Raw genomic sequence first — 16,710 nt, forward strand, 5'->3', positions numbered from 1 at the left:
CTAATTACTCGAACCAGTGGGCTCGGGCGGCCATGATCAACTTGCCGGCACGATCATCGTCAATGCCGTCGATGTCGAGCAGGTCGTCAATAGACTGCTCGGCCAGGTCTTCGCGGGTAATTACGCCGCGCACCGCCAGTTCCATCGCCAAATCCTTGTCCATACCCTCAAGCGAGAGCAGGTCTTCGGCCGGATGGGCGTCTGCCAGCTTTTCCTCAGTAGCGATGGCTTTGGTCAACAAACGATCCTTGGCACGAGCGCGAAGCTCGTTGACGGTTTCTTCGTCAAAGCCGTCGATGTTGAGCATTTCTTCCAACGGTACGTAGGCAATCTCTTCCAGGCTGGTGAAGCCTTCATCTACCAGCACCTGTGCCAGGTCTTCGTCGACTTCCAGCTCGTCGATGAAGTTGCGCAGGATGTCGCCAGTTTCTGCTTGCTGCTTAGCCTGGATGTCCGATTCGGTCATCACGTTCAGGGTCCAGCCAGTCAATTGGCTAGCCAGACGCACGTTCTGACCACCACGACCGATGGCCTGAGCCAGATTGTCTGCGCCAACGGCGATGTCCATTGCATGGGCATCTTCGTCAACGATAATTGCCGCCACTTCAGCCGGCGACATTGCATTGATCACGAACTGAGCAGGGTTGTCATCCCACAGGACGATGTCCACACGCTCACCGCCCAACTCACCCGACACTGCCTGGACGCGCGAGCCGCGCATACCGATGCAAGCGCCCTGCGGGTCGATGCGTTTGTCCTTGGAACGGACCGCGATCTTGGCGCGCGAACCCGGATCACGGGACGCAGCCATGACTTCGATCAGGCCTTCAGCAATTTCCGGCACTTCGATGCGGAACAGCTCGATCAGCATTTCCGGTGCGGTGCGCGACAGGATCAACTGCGGGCCGCGGTTCTCGGTGCGGATTTCCTTGAGCAGCGCACGCAGACGCACGCCAACCCGGAAGGTTTCGCGAGAGATGATGTCTTCACGGGCCAGCAACGCCTCGGCGTTGTTACCCAGATCGACGATCACGTTGTCGCGGGTCACTTTTTTCACGGTGCCGGAGATGATTTCACCCAGGCGCTCGCGATAGGCGTCAACGACTTGAGCGCGCTCGGCTTCGCGAACTTTCTGCACAATGACTTGCTTGGCAGTCTGTGCCGCGATACGACCGAACTCGATGGACTCGATCTTTTCTTCGACTACATCGCCAACCTTGGCGCCAGGGTGCGTTTCGGCAACCTTGCTCGGCCAGGTTTCGATGGCCGGATCGTCCAGGTCTGCTTCTTCGACGACCGTCCAGCGACGGAATGTCTCATAAGCACCGGTGTGGCGATTGATTTCCACACGCAGATCGACTTCGTCCTCAAACCGCTTCTTGGTAGCGGTGGCCAGAGCCAGCTCCAGCGCTTCAAAAATTACGTTTGCCGGTACGCCCTTTTCATTGGATACCGACTCAACAACCAGCAGTACTTCTTTGCTCATCGTACGCCTCGCCTTTCGCAAGCCATTGGATCCGCGGGATCCGCGTCTCAGTCAAAACTGGGAATAATGTTGGCCTTGTCGATCATATCGATCGGCAACAGGAACTCATGGTCTTCTACCTGCACCACGACGTCCTGCTCTTCTACACCGCGCAGAAGGCCCTGAAAGTTGCGTCGCCCTTCGAAAGGCGAGCGCAGCTTGATCTTCACTTGTTCACCGGCAAATTTTGCAAACTGCTCAATAGTGAACAGTGGGCGTTCCATGCCAGGCGAGGAAACTTCAAGGGTGTACTCAACGGCGATTGGATCTTCAACGTCCAGGACACCGCTGATTTGACGGCTGACAATGGCACAATCGTCCACCAGCACGCCGCCTTCTTTATCAATATAAACGCGCAACATTGAGTGGCGACCTTGAGCCGAGAACTCAATACCCCAGCATTCATAGCCTAGGGCCACGACCACCGGGGCCAACAAGGCCTGCAACTCTTCTAGCTTGCTCGACACCTGAACCCCCTCGTGCATGTATGTGCATGCTATGCAAAATAAAAAAATGGGCGAAACGCCCATCCTTGAAACGCCGTCGAACAGCGGCGTAGAAAGTGTCCAGCTAACAAAAAGCCCCTTAAAAGGGGCTCCTTAAACTGGTTGCGGGGGCCGGATTTGAACCGACGACCTTCGGGTTATGAGCCCGACGAGCTACCAGACTGCTCCACCCCGCGACAAAGCTGGGGCGGAAGTATACGACCGATCCCTGACAGGGTCAATGTAACCTTCCACCTACAAGAAAGCCCGCAACAGCGGGCTCTCCTGATAATTGGTACCGAGAAGGGGACTCGAACCCCTACACCCTATGGGCACAACCACCTCAAGGTTGCGTGTCTACCAATTCCACCACCTCGGCAATACTGCGTTTGAAACCCTTCTTACTTTTGCTCTTGAGCTGGAGGCACGTCAGTCGCTGGAGTAGCCGACTTTTGCTCTTGAAGCACCGGTACATCATCAGAAGCCGGTTGTTGCTTTGGAACTTCCAACACCGCTGGGTTTGGCAAACCTACTTGAGTCAGCTGATGAGCTTTCTCTTTAGCAAAGTAACCTAACCCCAAGCTGGTTATGAAGAAACCGGCGGCAAGTATAGCAGTAAACTTACTAAGAAAGGTAGAGGAACCTTGGCTTCCGAACACAGTATTTGAAGCACCTGCTCCGAAAGACGCGCCAGCATCCGCACCTTTACCCTGCTGCAGCAATACCAGAGCAACTACGCCCAATGCACCCAGCAGATGAAAAACGACTACGACTGTTTCCAGCATTTTTTCAGTTTCCCGCGGCGCGACAAATCGCACCGAACTCATCTGCATTCAGGGAAGCTCCACCAATGAGCCCCCCATCGATATCCGGCATGCCGAACAGTTCGACCGCATTGGCCGCCTTCACGCTGCCGCCGTATAGAAGCCGCACGCCTTGTGCGACTTCAGAATTCTCTGCCGCCAACTGGGCGCGAATGGCTGCGTGCACATCCTGCGCCTGTTGCGGCGAAGCAGTCAGCCCGGTGCCAATGGCCCAGACCGGCTCGTAAGCAATAATTGCCTTTGCAAAGGCACCGACACCCAGCTCCTCAATGATGCTGCCCAGCTGACGCCCGACAACCTCAAGAGTCTTACCGGCTTCACGTTGCTCGAGGGTCTCCCCCACACACAACACCGGAATCAAGCCACATGCCTGTGCCGCCGCGAACTTGCGAATCAGCATCTCGTCCCGCTCACCCATTATCTGGCGGCGCTCGGAATGCCCGACAAGTACCAGGGAACAACCTGCATCCACCAACTGGCTCGGCGCGATTTCACCGGTCAATGCGCCTTGCAGGGATTCCACCGCAGAGTTCTGCGCGCCGACCGAAATCGACTGGCCTTGCAAGCCATCAATCACTTGATTGATATGCAGGCAAGGCGGGAATACCGCGACATCTACACCGCTCGGCAAGACCAAATGACTCAGGCCGTTGATCAGCTCAGCGACGCTTGCGCGGGTACCGTGCATCTTCCAGTTACCAGCTACCATAGGGCGACGCATGCTGTACCTCGTCGGTCAAAGTGGGCGCAGATGTTACCCAACACAATCATGGCTGGCAAGCCGAATTCAGGCAGAAACTTCAGTAACCAGTTTTGCCAGCTCTTCGGCATAGCCACGGACCTGTGTTTCGTCTTCGCCTTCGACCATGACACGCACCAACGGCTCGGTACCGGACTTGCGCAACAACACCCGGCCACGCCCCGCCATGGCTTGGGTAACACGCTCGCTGGCCTCCTTGACCGACGGATGATCGAGCGGACTGGCACCGCCCCCGAAACGCACGTTGATCAGTACCTGAGGGCACTTGCGCAACGCCTGCCGAGCCTGACCCAGGCTTTGCGAGCGAGTTTTCAGCGCCATCAGCACCTGCAACGCAGCGATGATCGCATCGCCGGTGGTGGTGTGATTGAAGCAAACGATATGGCCCGAGTTTTCACCACCGACCAACCAGTTACGTTCCAGCAGATCCGCGATGACATACCGGTCGCCGACGTTGGCCCGCACAAACGGAATCGACAGATCAGCGAGGGCCAGCTCCAGCCCCAGGTTACTCATCAATGTCCCGACTACACCGCCCTTCAACTGATGTCGCTCATGCAGGTCGCGAGCAATGATGAACAGCAGTTCGTCACCATCAACGACGGCGCCGGTGTGATCGACCATGAGAACCCGGTCGCCATCGCCGTCGAATGCAATACCCAGGTCAGCATGCTCAGCCAGCACGGCCGCCTGTATGGCCCCCATATGAGTCGAACCGCAATTTTCATTAATGTTCAGGCCGTTCGGTTGTGCGGAAAGCACAACGACGTCGGCACCCAACTCACGAAATACGCTTGGCGCTACCTTATACGTCGCGCCATGAGCGCAATCGATCACGATCTTCAGGCCGGAGAAGCTGGTGCCGGTAGGCACGCTGCTCTTGCAGAATTCGATGTACCGGCCCGAGGCATCGTTGATTCGCGACACCTTGCCGATCTTGCTCGACTCAACCACGGTCATCGGTGTGTCGAGCAACTCTTCGATCATGTGCTCGACTTCATCCGGCAGCTTTGTGCCCTTGCCGGAGAAAAACTTGATGCCATTGTCGTCGTGCGGATTGTGCGAAGCGCTGATCACAATGCCTGCCTCGGCATGGAACGTACGTGTCAGGTAAGCAATGGCAGGCGTCGGCATCGGCCCCAGGAGCATCACGTCGGCACCGGCCGAAGTCAGTCCAGCCTCGAGCGCTGATTCAAACATGTACCCGGAGATCCGCGTGTCCTTACCCACCAACACCTTGCAGGCGCCCATCTTGCGGAACGCCATGCCCGCCGCCCAACCGAGCTTGAGCATGAATTCAGGGGTAATCGGATATTCGCCGACCCGACCACGAATGCCGTCGGTGCCAAAGTATTTCTTAGTCATAAGTGCTCCATCATTCTTATTCGGCTGATTCCACTGCAGCGATCATTCGCACCACATCGACGGTTTCGGCCACATCATGGACGCGCAATATACGCGCCCCCTTGGACGAAGCCAGCGCCGCGAGCGCCAGGCCACCAAAAAGTCGCTCTCCGACCGGGCGATTCAAGGCCTGACCAATCATGCTCTTGCGCGAAACCCCGACCAGCAGCGGCCGCCCGAAGACATGCAGGGCTTCCATATGTTTGAACAAGCTTAGATTGTGCTGCAAGTTTTTCGCGAAGCCGAACCCCGGATCCAGAATGATCCGCTCGGCCGGAATACCCGCAGCCGCACACTGCGCTATACGCTCGGCAAGAAAGTCCGCCACCTCCTGGGTCACATCCTGATAGTGCGGATTGTCCTGCATGTCGCCCGGCTCGCCGAGCATATGCATCAGACAAACCGGCAGACCTGTGTCCGCGGCAGCATCCAGGGCTCCCTCACGACGCAAAGCACGGACATCATTGATCAGGCCCGCCCCAAGCCGCGCAGTTTCACGCATGACCGCCGGCGTGGAGGTATCGACCGAGATAATCACGTCCAGCTCTCGATTGATGCGCTCGACGATCGGCGCGACGCGCTCCAATTCCTCCAGCGGCGAAACCGCCCTGGCGCCAGGCCGGGTCGACTCGCCCCCCACATCAATCAGGGTTGCGCCAGCCAACACCATGGCTTCGGCGTGGCGCAAGGCCGCATCGAGCTGGCTGTATTGGCCGCCATCAGAGAAGGAATCGGGAGTGACATTGAGAATGCCCATGACATGCGTCCGGGCCAAATCAAGAACCCGGTTGCCGAAAGGCAACCGGGTCGAGGACAGAACAGAAGTCATTTCAAACCTTAGACGTCAGCAGCTGGACCGCCGATCGGTGTTTCCGGACGCGGATCCTGCACTACCGGTGGTGTACCGGACGTACCGGTGCCGCCCGACCAATCACGAGGCTCGCGGGGTGTACGACCCGCCATGATGTCGTCGATTTGATCGGCATCGATCGTTTCGTACTTCATCAGGGCATCGGCCATGGCATCGAGCTTGTCGCGGTTATCCGTGAGGATCTGCTTGGCCGTGCCGTAGCACTGATCAATGATACTGCGCACTTCGGAGTCGATCAGCTTGGCTGTCTCACCGGAGAAGCTCGCACTCTGACCACCACCGCCGCGACCAAGGAACACTTCACCCTCTTCTTCGGCATACATCAACGGACCGAGTTTTTCCGAAAGACCCCACTTGGTCACCATGTTCCGTGCAATCTGACTGGCACGCATGATGTCGTTGGACGCGCCGGTGGTCACACCGTCAAAGCCCAAGGTCATTTCTTCGGCGATACGGCCGCCGTACAGCGAGCAGATCTGACTGATCAACGCGCGCTTGGACAGGCTGTAGCGATCTTCTTCCGGCAGGAACATGGTCACACCCAGCGCACGACCACGGGGGATGATCGACACCTTGTAGACCGGATCATGCTCAGGCACGACGCGACCGACGATGGCATGGCCTGCTTCGTGATAAGCGGTGTTCTGCTTCTCTTTCTCGGACATGACCATGGATTTGCGCTCAGCGCCCATCATGATCTTGTCTTTGGCCAGCTCGAACTCTTTCATCTCGACAATGCGCTTGCCGGTACGGGCAGCGAACAACGACGCTTCGTTCACCAGGTTGGCCAGATCGGCGCCGGAGAAGCCCGGTGTACCGCGTGCGATGACTGCAGGAGCAACGTCATCGCCCATTGGCACTTTGCGCATGTGTACTTTAAGAATTTGCTCACGACCGCGGATATCCGGCAGCCCAACCACAACCTGACGGTCGAAGCGGCCCGGACGCAACAGCGCCGGGTCCAGGACGTCCGGACGGTTGGTTGCGGCGATAACAATGATGCCGTCGTTCATCTCGAAGCCATCCATCTCCACCAGCAACTGGTTGAGAGTCTGCTCACGCTCATCGTGACCGCCACCCATGCCAGCGCCACGATGGCGACCGACGGCGTCGATTTCATCGATGAAGATGATGCACGGTGCGTGCTTCTTGGCCTGTTCAAACATGTCGCGAACACGGCTGGCACCGACACCGACGAACATTTCAACGAAATCGGAGCCGGAGATGGTAAAGAACGGCACCTTGGCTTCGCCGGCAATCGCCTTGGCCAGCAAGGTTTTACCGGTACCCGGAGGACCAACCATCAGCACGCCGCGAGGAATGCGACCGCCCAGGCGCTGGAACTTGCCCGGATCGCGCAGGAACTCGACCAGTTCGCCGACTTCCTCCTTGGCTTCATCGCAACCGGCGACGTCAGCCAGGGTGGTTTTCACCTGATCTTCGGACAGCAGGCGCGCCTTGCTCTTGCCGAAACTCATCGGCCCACCCTTGCCTCCGGCGCCGCCCTGCATCTGCCGCATGAAAAACATGAATACGGCGATGATCACCAGGATCGGGAAGCTCGCGACCAGGAGTTGGGTCCAGATGCTTTGCTGTTCAGGCTGCTTGCCTTCGACCACCACATGGTTGTCCACGAGGTCGCCAATCAGACCGTTGTCCTGGATTGCCGGACGAATGGTCTTGAAGCTGTCGCCGTCGTTGCGTTTACCGGTGATCACGTAGCCGTCAACCGCTACGCGCTCGACCTTGCCATCCTTGACCTGCTGGATGAAGTCGGAATAGTTGAGGGTCTGCGGCTCGTTAGGGCTGGAGAAGTTGTTCATCACTGTCACCAGGACAGCCGCGATGATCAACCACAGGATCAGATTCTTTGCCATATCGTTCAATTAACTACCCTCTGAAGCAAGCTCCGCTAATGGCGCGCGCTTCGCATGATATTCACCGGCCTAACTTACTACATTACCTACGGCTCTGGCAGGCGCCGTCTGTAACCCTTTGTGAAACACTTTCTACACAATATTCGCTAATGCTCTCGGGGCGAAATACGAAAAACCTATCGCCCCGACGAAAAACCTCGTTTTACTCGTCTCCGCCGCGATAGCCCCAGGCCAGCATGTACTGCTCGCGAGAAGTGCCACGGGAAGAATCCGGCTTGATCATCTGGATCTTGTCGAATTTCTTGCGAGCGTCCTTCAGGTAGACGTCGAACCCTTCGCCCTGAAAAATCTTGATTACAAAATTGCCACCGGGCTTGAGTATCCGAGTCGCCAAATCAAGCGCCAGTTCGCAAAGAAACATGGCTTTGGGCATATCCACTTCGGGCGTACCACTCATATTGGGGGCCATATCGGAAATCACAAGGTCCACCTGCGAATTACCCACGGCCTCAAGGATCCGCGCGAGCACTTCGTTCTCGGTGAAGTCACCCTGGATGAAAGTCACGTCCGGAATGCTGTCCATTTCCAGGATATCCGAGGCAATCAGACGCCCCTGACCACCGATCAGCCGGCTGGTGACCTGCGACCAGCCACCCGGCGCGGCACCCAGGTCGACCACACTCATCCCCGGACGGATCAGTTTGTATTTCTCCTGGATTTCCAGGAGTTTGTAACTTGCACGCGAGCGGTAGCCATCCTTCTGCGCCTGCTTCACGTAGGGATCGTTGACATGTCTTTTCAGCCAACCAAGGCTTGTCTTGGAACGCGCCACTGGGCACCTCGATGATTAGGGTCGTGATTAATTGGGCGGATCAACGAACCCTCGGGTAAAATGGCCGCCATTTTACAGAATCCAGACGTAAGGGTCAGATTATGCCGCTCACTCAAGAGCAGAAGAAACAGTACAAATCCATTGGCCACCATCTGAAACCGGTTTTGATCGTGGCAGACAACGGCTTGACTGAAGGTGTGTTAGCCGAACTTGAACGCGCGCTGGCGGATCACGAGCTGATCAAAATCAAGCTCAACATCCTCGATCGCGAATCACGCCTGGCGTCCATTGCAGAGCTGTGCAAGGTCGGCAAGGCGGATCTGGTACAGGTCATCGGCAAGATGGCACTGATTTACCGCAAGAACTTCAGCGTCAACAAGCAGCTGTCGAACGTCCATCGTTTCAAGTGATGGCAAGGGTCAAGGGTGCGCTTCGCGCACCCTGCCGCTCCATCCAGGCACCGGTTGCAGCACCAGCACCAGCCCGGAAAAACCCAGAATCAGATAGCTGAAAACCTGCCAACGCACGGCGTCCGGCCAAGCAAAGCGGACTGCAAAAAACATCGCGCACCCATACAACGCCATCAGCAGCAGTTGCCCGCGAATATCGCGCCATAGACTGGAAAGGCCCTCGGCCTGAACCAGCACCAAAGCCTGAAAGATCACACACGCTGCGGCGAACGCCACTACCAGCGCGTTCAGCATGCCTGCGATTTCGTCGATCAGCAGCGGCGCCAGACCAATTTGGCCTAGCACCGGCAGCAGACCGATGTGCAGCAGCCACAGGCCACCCACCCACAACATCTGGGTCAGTTGCCAAAGCATGGCGCCCGCACGCAGCGGGCGCCTTCTCTCAGATGTGGCGAACTTCGACAATCTCGTACTCGATAACGCCACCCGGCGTTTTCACGGCGACCACATCGCCCTCTTCCTTGGCAATCAAGGCGCGGGCCAATGGAGAACCGACCGAAATCTTGCCGAGTTTGAAGTCAGCCTCATCCTCACCCACGATGTGGTAAGTGACGCGCTCATCCGTCTCGACGTTAGCGATTTCAACGGTGGTGCCGAAGATCACTTTGCCAGTGTGAGGAATGGTCGTGACGTCGATGATCACCTGATTCTGAATTCGGCCTTCAATGTCACGAATCCGCGCCTCGACCATACCCTGCTGCTCACGAGCAGCGTGGTATTCGGCGTTTTCCTTCAGGTCACCCAACTCGCGGGCCGTGCCGATGTCCTGGCTGAGCTTCGGACGGACGACCTTGGTCAGGTGAGCGTGTTCTTCTTCCAGGGCTTTCGCACCCTGGACGGTCATTGGGTACTTGATCATGCCTTCAATCCTGCGTGTAGATCCTGCAAGCGACGCACGGTCTTCTCGGGACCGAACTTCAGCGCTTCACAGATGGCTTCGCCAGCAGCAATGGTGGTGGTGCAGTAAATCTTGTGCTGCAAGGCATTACGACGAATGGAGTACGAATCGGCGATCGACTGACGCCCCTCGGTGGTGTTGATGATCAAGGTCACCTCATCGTTCTTGATCATGTCGACCACGTGCGGACGGCCTTCGGTCACCTTGTTCACACGGCGCACTTTCAGGCCTGCGGCTTCGATCAGCTTGGCAGTACCGGCAGTGGCAACCACTTCGAAGCCCAAGTTGATCAGATCACGGGCCACGCCTGCAACCAGTGGCTTGTCGTCATCACGCACGCTGATGAACGCAGTACCGCCGGTCGGCAGCACTTCGCTGGCGCCCATTTGAGCCTTGGCGAATGCTTCGCCAAAGGTATCGCCGACACCCATGACCTCACCGGTGGACTTCATCTCTGGGCCCAGGATCGGGTCAACGCCAGGGAATTTGGCGAACGGGAAGACCGCTTCTTTCACACTGTAGAAGTTCGGGATGATTTCTTTGGTGAAGCCGATTTCTTTCAGGGTTTTACCTGCCATCACGCGAGCCGCGATCATGGCCAGGGAAACACCGATGCACTTCGAGACGAACGGCACGGTACGGGACGCGCGCGGGTTGACTTCGATGACGTAGATGTCTTCGCCTTGCAGCGCCAACTGAACGTTCATCAGGCCGACCACGCCCAGTTCCAGGGCCATTTTCTTGACCTGTTCGCGCATCTCGTCCTGGATGTGCGCCGGCAGCGAGTACGGCGGCAGGGAGCACGCGGAGTCACCGGAGTGAACGCCCGCCTGTTCGATGTGCTGCATGATCGCGCCGATCACCACATCAGTGCCGTCGCAGACCGCATCCACGTCCATTTCGATGGCGCAGTTGAGGAAGTGATCGAGCAGCACCGGGCTGTCGTTCGACACTTTCACCGCATCGCGCAGGTAGCGCTTGAGTTCTTCTTCTTCGTAAACGATTTCCATCGCACGACCGCCCAGTACGTAGGACGGACGCACCACCAGCGGGTAACCGATCTTCGCCGCAGCACGAATCGCTTCGTCTTCACTGCGCACGGTGGCGTTTGGCGGCTGACGCAGGTTCAGACGCTCAACCATCTGCTGGAAGCGCTCACGGTCTTCGGCACGGTCGATGGCGTCCGGGCTGGTACCGATGATCGGCACGCCCGCTTCTTCAAGGGCGCGAGCCAGTTTCAACGGGGTCTGGCCGCCGTACTGGACGATCACGCCTTTCGGCTTCTCGACGCGGACGATTTCCAGCACGTCTTCGAGGGTCACTGGTTCGAAGTACAGGCGATCAGAGGTGTCGTAGTCGGTGGAAACGGTTTCCGGGTTGCAGTTGACCATGATGGTCTCGTAACCGTCATCGCGCAGGGCCAGTGCCGCGTGCACGCAGCAGTAGTCGAACTCGATGCCCTGGCCGATACGGTTTGGACCGCCGCCGAGGATCATGATCTTGTCACGGCCCGTCGGCGCGGCCTCGCACTCTTCCTCGTAAGTCGAGTACATGTAGGCGGTGTCGGTGGCGAACTCGGCTGCGCAGGTGTCAACGCGCTTGTAGACCGGGAAGATCTCCAGCTTGTGACGGTGGCGACGCAGCGCCTTCTCGGTAACGCCCAGCAGCTTGGCCAGGCGCATGTCGGAGAAGCCTTTGCGCTTGAGACGGAACATCAGGTCGCGGTCGATGCTGGCCAGACCCAGGGTCTTGACCTTCTCTTCTTCCTTGATCAGGTCTTCGATCTGCACCAGGAACCACGGGTCGATCATGTTCATGCCGAAGATGTCTTCGACTGACAGGCCGGCGCGGAACGCATCAGCCACATACCAGATACGCTCGGCGCCCGGTACGGTCAGTTCGCGCTTGAGGATGCTCATGCTTTCCGGGTTGCTCAGGTCGAGCTTCTCGTCCAGGCCGCAAACGCCCACTTCCAGACCGCGCAGGGCTTTCTGCAGGGATTCCTGGAAGGTCCGGCCGATGGCCATGACTTCACCGACCGACTTCATTTGCGTGGTCAGGCGCGCGTCGGCTTTCGGGAATTTTTCGAAGGCGAAGCGTGGCAGCTTGGTCACGACGTAGTCGATAGACGGCTCGAAGGACGCAGGCGTAGCGCCGCCAGTGATTTCATTCGACAGTTCGTCGAGGGTGTAGCCGATCGCCAGCTTGGCAGCGATACGCGCAATCGGGAAACCAGTGGCTTTCGAGGCCAGTGCCGAAGAGCGGGACACACGCGGGTTCATCTCGATCACGACCATACGGCCAGTGTCCGGGCAGATGCCGAACTGAACGTTGGAGCCGCCGGTTTCCACGCCGATCTCACGCAGTACCGCCAACGAGGCGTTACGCATGATCTGGTATTCCTTGTCCGTCAGGGTCTGCGCTGGCGCAACAGTGATCGAGTCACCGGTGTGCACGCCCATCGGGTCAAAGTTTTCGATGGAGCAGACGATGATGCAGTTGTCCTTCTTATCGCGGACCACCTCCATCTCGTATTCTTTCCAGCCGATCAGCGATTCGTCGATCAGCAGCTCTTTGGTCGGCGACAAGTCGAGACCGCGGGCGCAGATTTCTTCGAACTCTTCACGGTTGTATGCGATACCGCCACCGGTGCCACCCATGGTGAAGGACGGACGGATGATGCACGGGAAGCCGAGGCGCTCAAGAACCGCGTTGGCCTCTTCCATGCTGTGGGCGATACCCGAGCGCGGGCAATCCAGACCGATGGACTTCATCGCCTTGTCGAAGCGCGAACGGTCTTCAGCCTTGTCGATGGTGTCCGCGTTGGCACCGATCATCTCTACGCCGAACTTCTCCAGAACGCCTTCGCGCTCCAGGTCCAGGGCGCAGTTCAGCGCGGTCTGGCCGCCCATGGTCGGCAGCAACGCGTCCGGACGCTCTTTTTCGATGATCTTGGCAACGGTCTGCCACTTGATCGGCTCGATATACGTGGCGTCGGCCATGTCCGGGTCGGTCATGATGGTCGCCGGGTTGGAGTTCACCAGGATGACGCGGTAACCCTCCTCGCGCAGGGCTTTGCAGGCCTGGGCGCCGGAGTAGTCGAATTCGCAGGCCTGGCCGATAACGATCGGGCCAGCGCCGAGAATCAGGATGCTTTTAATGTCTGTACGTTTTGGCATGGGTTTGTCACTCAAATCCGCAGGTCAGTCGGCAAGCCGTCTTGTTCAATCTGTGAAGCCTTGAGGGGGCCACCGGTGTCGGGACCGCCCTCAAGCTTTGCTGCATCAAAGGCGAGCGATCAGCGTCGCTTGGCCATCTCGTTGATGAAGCGATCGAACAATGGCGCTACGTCGTTCGGGCCAGGGCTGGCTTCCGGGTGACCCTGGAAGCTGAAGGCGCTCTTGTCGGTACGCTCGATCCCTTGCAGGGTGCCGTCGAACAGCGATTTGTGAATCGCGCGAACGTTGGCCGGCAAGGTCGCTTCGTCTACCGCAAAACCGTGGTTCTGGCTGGTGATCATCACGACACCGCTGTCCAAGTCCTGGACCGGGTGGTTGGCACCGTGGTGGCCGTGGCCCATTTTCAGGGTCTTGGCGCCAGAGGCCAGGGCTAGCAGTTGGTGACCGAGGCAGATACCGAACACCGGGATCTCGGTTTCCAGCACGTCCTTGATCGCCTGGATCGCGTAGTCGCAAGGCTCCGGGTCGCCCGGGCCGTTGGACAGGAACACGCCGTCTGGCTTCATGGCCAGGACTTCAGCAGCAGGCGTCTGGGCCGGCACCACGGTCACGCGGCAACCGCGCTCGACCAGCATGCGCAGAATGTTCAGCTTGACGCCGTAATCGTAGGCAACCACATGGTACGGCAGCTCGGAAGCGTCGATGGTCGCGTGGCTGTCCGTCTTCAGATCCCAGACCGTCGAACGCCACTCATACTGTTCTTTGGTGCTGACCACTTTCGCCAGGTCCATGCCCTTGAGGCCAGGAAACCCCTGGGCAGCGGCGATGGCGGCTTCTTCGGAGATGTTGTCACCGGCCATGATGCAGCCGTTCTGGGCGCCTTTTTCACGCAGGATGCGCGTCAGGCGGCGGGTGTCGATACCGGCGATGGCTACAACGTTGTTGGCCTTCAGGTAATCGGACAGGGACATCGTGTTACGCCAGTTGCTCGCAACCAGCGGCAGGTCGCGAATGACCAGGCCAGCAGACCATACGCGGTCGGACTCGGCGTCTTCCGGCGTGGTGCCGGTGTTGCCGATGTGCGGATAAGTCAGGGTAACGATCTGTTGGGCGTAGGAAGGATCGGTAAGAATTTCCTGATAGCCGGTCATTGCGGTGTTAAACACCACCTCACCAACGGTTTGACCGTCGGCTCCAATGGCTTCGCCGCGAAAAATGCTGCCATCAGCAAGGGCGAGTATGGCTGGCTTAGTCAAGAAGACCTCCCGTAAATAAAGCCTGAAAGGGCGATCGCAGGTTGTAAAAAAGCGGAGTGACGTATGGACACGTCACCCCGCTTCTTCACTGAATTATTCTGCGCGCTTTTAGTGGACACACTAAAGCTGTAGCTTACAGAAAAAGGCTTTTTTGGTCTACCGCCAATGAGCCTTAAAGGCCGGGGAATGCGACAGGACGTCGCTTGGCGTAATGAAATCGGGCTCCAGCGCCAAGCTGGACCCCGATTTCGGGCGCATCTTAACGCAGGTCGAGCACGTCTTGCATGTCGTAAAGACCAGGCTCGCGACCGTCCAGCCACAACGCTGCACGCACCGCACCCTTGGCGAAAGTCATGCGACTGGAGGCCTTATGCGTAATTTCCAGGCGCTCGCCCTCACAGGCAAACAGAACCGTGTGATCACCGACCACATCGCCACCGCGAACAGTGGCAAAACCGATCGTTTCCCGCTCACGGGCGCCGGTGTGACCTTCACGACCGTACACCGCGACCTTCTGCAGATCACGATCCAAAGCACTGGCAATCACTTCACCCATACGCAGGGCCGTGCCTGAAGGCGCGTCGATCTTGTGCCGATGATGAGCCTCGATGATTTCGATGTCCGCCTCATCGCCCAGCACGCGCGCAGCCATGTCGAGCAGCTTCAGCGACAGGTTCACCCCGACACTGAAGTTGGCCGCGAACACGATCGGAATATCCTTGCCCGCCTCGGCCAGCAATTGCTTCTGCGCAGCGTCCAGCCCCGTCGTGCCGATTACCATGGCCTTGCCCGCCTTACGGCAGAACGCCAGGTTTTTCAGCATGACTTCCGGCAGGGTGAAGTCGATCAATACATCGAACTCTTCGGCGACCGCTTCGACATGACCGGACAGCGGCACGCCAATACGACCCAACGAGGCCAGCTCACCGGCATCCACGCCAATCAGCGTGCTGCCGGGACGCACGATAGCGGCTGTCAGACCGGTCTGCGGCGCGCGTTGCTGGACCGCCTCGACGAGGATCTTGCCCATGCGGCCAGCGGCACCCATCACAGCTATACGTCGCATGCCCACTCCTTACAGATCGCCGAAGAAGCGCTTCACGCCTTCGAACCAACCGGTGGTTTTCGGTGAATGGCTGTTGTCGTCCGCCAGCGAGCTGCGGAACTCTTCCAGCAACTCGCGCTGACGACGACCCAGGTTGACTGGGGTTTCGACTGCCACACGACACATCAAATCACCCGCACCGCCGCCACGCACCGGCGCAACGCCTTTGCCACGAACACGGAACTGCTTGCCGGTCTGAGTCCCTTCAGGGATTTTCAGTTTGACCCGACCATCAAGGGTCGGAATCTCCAGCTCGCCACCCAGCGCCGCGTCGACAAAGCTGATCGGCACTTCGCAGAACAGGTGCTTGCCATCCCGCTGGAAGATCGCGTGCTCGCGCACATTGATCACCACGTAGAGGTCGCCCGTCGGACCACCCTGAGCCCCCGCCTCGCCTTCGCCGGAGAGGCGAATGCGGTCACCGGTATCGACACCGGCCGGCACTTTCACGGAAAGGGTTTTGTATTCTTCGACGCGACCGTCACCGTTACAGGAGGTGCACGGGTCGGAAATGATCTTGCCCTGGCCATGGCAACGCGGGCAGGTCTGCTGCACCGAGAAGAAACCTTGCTGCATACGGACCTGACCAATACCGCCACACGTTGGGCAGGTGACTGGCGAGGAGCCTTTCTTGGCACCCGAGCCGTCGCACGGCTTGCAGTTGACCAGTGTCGGAACGCGAATATTCACGGTCGTGCCGCGCACCGCTTCTTCCAGGTTCAGCTCAAGGGTATAGCGCAGGTCGCTGCCGCGCTGGGCGCCGCCACGAGCACCGCCGCGGCCGCCGCCGAAGAAATCACTGAAGACATCACCGAAGATGTCGGAGAAGTTCTGACCGCCAAATCCGGCACCGCCGCCACCCATGCTCGGGTCGACGCCGGCATGGCCGTACTGGTCGTACGCCGCTCGCTTGCTGGAATCGGACAGCACTTCGTAGGCCTCATTGGCCTCCTTGAACATCTCCTCCGACGCTTTGTCATCGGGATTACGGTCCGGGTGGTGCTTCATCGCCAGGCGACGGTAGGCCTTTTTCAGATCCGCTTCACTTGAGCCGCGCTCAACACCCAATACTTCGTAATAGTCACGCTTTGCCATAAGTCTTTGCACTCTTAAGGACGTCCGGCAAACCTCTCCTGAGCCTCGCCAAACTCGTTGAGCCCCAATACAGGCCCGGACCCAACTCACGTCAATTCAACGATCCTGGTCTTTGATTCATTGGTACTT

At 58.4% G+C, this 16,710-nt stretch carries 15 protein-coding genes and 2 tRNA genes; 1 reads left to right on the top strand and 16 read right to left on the bottom strand.

Annotated features, from left to right (window positions below; genetic code table 11):
• Positions 1-4: 4 nt before the first annotated feature.
• The 10 genes from nusA to rlmE all read right to left on the bottom strand — a co-directional run bounded on the left by nusA (position 5) and on the right by rlmE (position 8,578).
• Positions 5-1,486: a transcription termination factor NusA gene (gene nusA / locus NTD84_RS21990; protein ID WP_007900474.1), complete on the bottom strand. Its 1,482-nt coding sequence runs from the start codon at positions 1,484-1,486 to the stop codon at positions 5-7.
• 47 nt (positions 1,487-1,533) lie between these two features.
• Positions 1,534-1,992, bottom strand: a complete 459-nt coding sequence (gene rimP / locus NTD84_RS21995; RefSeq protein WP_010463487.1) for a ribosome maturation factor RimP — start codon at positions 1,990-1,992, stop codon at positions 1,534-1,536.
• A 138-nt stretch (positions 1,993-2,130) separates the two neighbouring features.
• Positions 2,131-2,207 (bottom strand) — tRNA-Met (locus NTD84_RS22000).
• Between the two features lie 96 nt (positions 2,208-2,303).
• Positions 2,304-2,389, bottom strand: a tRNA-Leu gene (locus tag NTD84_RS22005).
• 22 nt (positions 2,390-2,411) lie between these two features.
• Entirely contained in the window at positions 2,412-2,795 is a 384-nt protein-coding gene (gene secG, locus NTD84_RS22010) for a preprotein translocase subunit SecG (protein WP_017336473.1), read from the bottom strand.
• Positions 2,796-2,799: 4 nt separating this feature from the next.
• Complete coding sequence (gene tpiA / locus NTD84_RS22015) at positions 2,800-3,555, bottom strand: triose-phosphate isomerase (protein ID WP_262169906.1); 756 nt, start codon at positions 3,553-3,555, stop codon at positions 2,800-2,802.
• 66 nt (positions 3,556-3,621) lie between these two features.
• Positions 3,622-4,959 (bottom strand): phosphoglucosamine mutase, encoded by a 1,338-nt coding sequence (glmM, locus tag NTD84_RS22020; protein ID WP_262169908.1) that lies wholly within the window; start codon positions 4,957-4,959, stop codon positions 3,622-3,624.
• Positions 4,960-4,975: 16 nt separating this feature from the next.
• Positions 4,976-5,827, bottom strand: coding sequence for a dihydropteroate synthase (gene folP / locus NTD84_RS22025; protein ID WP_262169910.1), 852 nt, complete (start codon positions 5,825-5,827; stop codon positions 4,976-4,978).
• Between the two features lie 8 nt (positions 5,828-5,835).
• Positions 5,836-7,746 carry an ATP-dependent zinc metalloprotease FtsH gene (ftsH, locus tag NTD84_RS22030; RefSeq protein WP_262169912.1) on the bottom strand — a complete coding sequence of 637 codons (1,911 nt, stop codon included), beginning with the start codon at positions 7,744-7,746 and terminating at the stop codon, positions 5,836-5,838.
• A 202-nt stretch (positions 7,747-7,948) separates the two neighbouring features.
• The gene (gene rlmE / locus NTD84_RS22035; protein ID WP_262169914.1) at positions 7,949-8,578 is read right to left on the bottom strand and encodes a 23S rRNA (uridine(2552)-2'-O)-methyltransferase RlmE; all 630 of its coding nucleotides are present in this window, start codon (positions 8,576-8,578) and stop codon (positions 7,949-7,951) included.
• 101 nt (positions 8,579-8,679) lie between these two features.
• Here rlmE and NTD84_RS22040 point away from each other — a divergent pair, with 101 nt between their 5' ends.
• Positions 8,680-8,988, top strand: a complete 309-nt coding sequence (locus tag NTD84_RS22040) for a YhbY family RNA-binding protein (RefSeq protein ID WP_007942889.1) — start codon at positions 8,680-8,682, stop codon at positions 8,986-8,988.
• 9 nt (positions 8,989-8,997) lie between these two features.
• On the opposite strand, the gene NTD84_RS22045 is transcribed toward NTD84_RS22040, so the two are convergent.
• From NTD84_RS22045 to dnaJ, 6 genes are all read right to left on the bottom strand, one after another.
• Positions 8,998-9,402: an MFS transporter gene (locus tag NTD84_RS22045; protein WP_262170061.1), complete on the bottom strand. Its 405-nt coding sequence runs from the start codon at positions 9,400-9,402 to the stop codon at positions 8,998-9,000.
• Between the two features lie 28 nt (positions 9,403-9,430).
• The gene (gene greA, locus NTD84_RS22050; protein ID WP_150633542.1) at positions 9,431-9,907 is read right to left on the bottom strand and encodes a transcription elongation factor GreA; all 477 of its coding nucleotides are present in this window, start codon (positions 9,905-9,907) and stop codon (positions 9,431-9,433) included.
• Positions 9,904-13,125 carry a carbamoyl-phosphate synthase large subunit gene (gene carB, locus NTD84_RS22055; protein WP_262169917.1) on the bottom strand — a complete coding sequence of 1,074 codons (3,222 nt, stop codon included), beginning with the start codon at positions 13,123-13,125 and terminating at the stop codon, positions 9,904-9,906. The genes greA and carB overlap by 4 nt, the downstream gene beginning before the upstream one ends.
• 119 nt (positions 13,126-13,244) lie before the next feature.
• Complete coding sequence (carA, locus tag NTD84_RS22060; protein ID WP_262169918.1) at positions 13,245-14,381, bottom strand: glutamine-hydrolyzing carbamoyl-phosphate synthase small subunit; 1,137 nt, start codon at positions 14,379-14,381, stop codon at positions 13,245-13,247.
• A 259-nt stretch (positions 14,382-14,640) separates the two neighbouring features.
• On the bottom strand, positions 14,641-15,447 hold the full coding sequence (dapB, locus tag NTD84_RS22065) for a 4-hydroxy-tetrahydrodipicolinate reductase (RefSeq protein ID WP_262169920.1): 807 nt from the start codon (positions 15,445-15,447) through the stop codon (positions 14,641-14,643).
• Between the two features lie 9 nt (positions 15,448-15,456).
• Positions 15,457-16,581: a molecular chaperone DnaJ gene (dnaJ, locus tag NTD84_RS22070; RefSeq protein ID WP_084321840.1), complete on the bottom strand. Its 1,125-nt coding sequence runs from the start codon at positions 16,579-16,581 to the stop codon at positions 15,457-15,459.
• Between the last annotated feature and the right edge of the window lie 129 nt (positions 16,582-16,710).

Source organism: Pseudomonas sp. 14P_8.1_Bac3 (assembly GCF_025466085.1).
Taxonomy (GTDB): Bacteria; Pseudomonadota; Gammaproteobacteria; order Pseudomonadales; family Pseudomonadaceae; genus Aquipseudomonas.

Coding starts and splice junctions, on each gene's coding strand:
- nusA (WP_007900474.1), bottom strand. CDS start 1,486: ATGAGCAAAGAAGTACTGCTGGTTGTTGAGTCGGTATCCAATGAAAAG.
- secG (WP_017336473.1), bottom strand. CDS start 2,795: ATGCTGGAAACAGTCGTAGTCGTTTTTCATCTGCTGGGTGCATTGGGC.
- tpiA (WP_262169906.1), bottom strand. CDS start 3,555: ATGCGTCGCCCTATGGTAGCTGGTAACTGGAAGATGCACGGTACCCGC.
- glmM (WP_262169908.1), bottom strand. CDS start 4,959: ATGACTAAGAAATACTTTGGCACCGACGGCATTCGTGGTCGGGTCGGC.
- folP (WP_262169910.1), bottom strand. CDS start 5,827: ATGACTTCTGTTCTGTCCTCGACCCGGTTGCCTTTCGGCAACCGGGTT.
- ftsH (WP_262169912.1), bottom strand. CDS start 7,746: ATGGCAAAGAATCTGATCCTGTGGTTGATCATCGCGGCTGTCCTGGTG.
- NTD84_RS22040 (WP_007942889.1), top strand. CDS start 8,680: ATGCCGCTCACTCAAGAGCAGAAGAAACAGTACAAATCCATTGGCCAC.
- NTD84_RS22045 (WP_262170061.1), bottom strand. CDS start 9,402: ATGCTTTGGCAACTGACCCAGATGTTGTGGGTGGGTGGCCTGTGGCTG.
- greA (WP_150633542.1), bottom strand. CDS start 9,907: ATGATCAAGTACCCAATGACCGTCCAGGGTGCGAAAGCCCTGGAAGAA.
- carB (WP_262169917.1), bottom strand. CDS start 13,125: ATGCCAAAACGTACAGACATTAAAAGCATCCTGATTCTCGGCGCTGGC.
- dapB (WP_262169920.1), bottom strand. CDS start 15,447: ATGCGACGTATAGCTGTGATGGGTGCCGCTGGCCGCATGGGCAAGATC.
- dnaJ (WP_084321840.1), bottom strand. CDS start 16,581: ATGGCAAAGCGTGACTATTACGAAGTATTGGGTGTTGAGCGCGGCTCA.